This is a genomic window from Streptomyces sp. MA5143a, assembly GCF_900290235.1.
Taxonomy (GTDB): domain Bacteria; phylum Actinomycetota; class Actinomycetes; order Streptomycetales; family Streptomycetaceae; genus Streptomyces.
In genome coordinates this window covers 1-1,400 of the sequence record NZ_OLMK01000175.1, presented here as the reverse complement: position 1 = coordinate 1,400, position 1,400 = coordinate 1, and the positions used below count along the sequence as shown (strand labels likewise).

At 71.6% G+C, this 1,400-nt stretch carries 1 protein-coding gene; it reads right to left on the bottom strand.

All coding sequences use genetic code 11. The features are described from left to right. Positions 1-1,399: flavin monoamine oxidase family protein (locus SMA5143A_RS42405; RefSeq protein ID WP_375136612.1), on the bottom strand; the 1,399-nt coding region annotated here is incomplete at its 3' end. Position 1,400: the final 1 nt, after the last annotated feature.

Here is a 1,400-nt window from a genome sequence, read left to right as displayed (position 1 = left end):
GGAGGAGTTCGGTGGCGGTGTGGCGGCCGGAGCGGACCGCGCCGTCCATGTAGCCGTTCCAGTAGGGGGAGAACTCGGCGCCCGCCCAGTGCACGCGGTGGTGGGGGCGGTCCCTCCACTGGCCGAAGTCGGTGAGCACGCCGGGGGCGGCGACGGAGGTGGGGCCGCCCTGGGTCCACTGCTCGGCGGTCCAGTCCTGCTCGACGTATTCGACGGTGTCGAAGGCACGGTCCCCGACGACCTGGGCGAAGCAGCGCAGCACCGCGCCGCGGCGCTCGGCGGCCGGGCGGTGGGCCCACTTGCGCCATTCCCGGCCGCCGAGGAAGCCCATCAGGACACCCGGTCCACCGTCGGGCGGGGTGTTGTCGAACATCTCGCGGATCGGGGAGCCGCCGCGCAGCAGGCCCATCCCGGACAGCCCGTCCTCGCGCCAGAACGGCTTGTCGTAGACGGCGACACACTTCATGAGGGTGCCGAACGGCAGCCGCTGGAAAAGCTGGTCCTGCTGGGCGGGCAGCAGCGGGTCCCACACGATCCGCGAGGCCACCAGCGGCGGCACGGCCACGATCACCCGCTCGGCCCGCCAGTCACCGGCGTCGGAGACCACGGTGACACCAGTGGCATCCTGGCTGATGCGCCGCACCGGCGCCGACAGGTGGACACGGCCGTCGAGTTCCTCGGCGAGACGCTGGGCGACCAGCTGTGAACCGCCGACGAACCGGCTGTCCTGGGCGCCACCGGTCGTTCCGGTGCCGCGCTCCATGGTGCCGGGGTGGGTCTCGTTGCCGAACGTCGAGACGTACCAGAGGCTGAACAGGGCGGACGCGTCACGGGCCTCGCCGCCGTAGGCGGAGTTCAGGAAAAGGCTGATCATGTCGACGGCGTCGCCGGTGATCTCGGCCTTGCGCAGCCAGGTCTCATAGGTCATGGCGTCCAGCTCACGGGCGTTCGCCGCCTTCCACGGTGCGGCCGGGTCCACCTTGGCCGCGGCCTGGCCGACCCGGGCCAGGGCAATACCCATGTCCGGCAGCGCGAGCAGGTCCGGCGGGGTGTGCCCCGTGAACCGCTTGGCCTTGCCGTCGTTGACGTAGACGGCCTCGCCGGGAATGGCAGCCTGGTAGGTGTCCACGCCGACCTCCTTGGCCAGCGCCAGGATGTGGTCCTGGGTCGGACCCACATACTGCCCGCCGATCTCGGTCACCTGACCGTCGCCGAGGTCGTGGTTGAGCAGCCGGCCGCCCACCCGGTCACGGGCCTCCAGCACGGCCACCGACTTGCCCGCCGCGACGAGCTCCCGCGCCGCGGTCAGACCGGCCAGCCCCGCACCGACCACCACCACATCCGCCCTGCGGGCATGCTGCGCCGTGGCGACGTCCTTCTTCTGCGTATCAGTCATGATC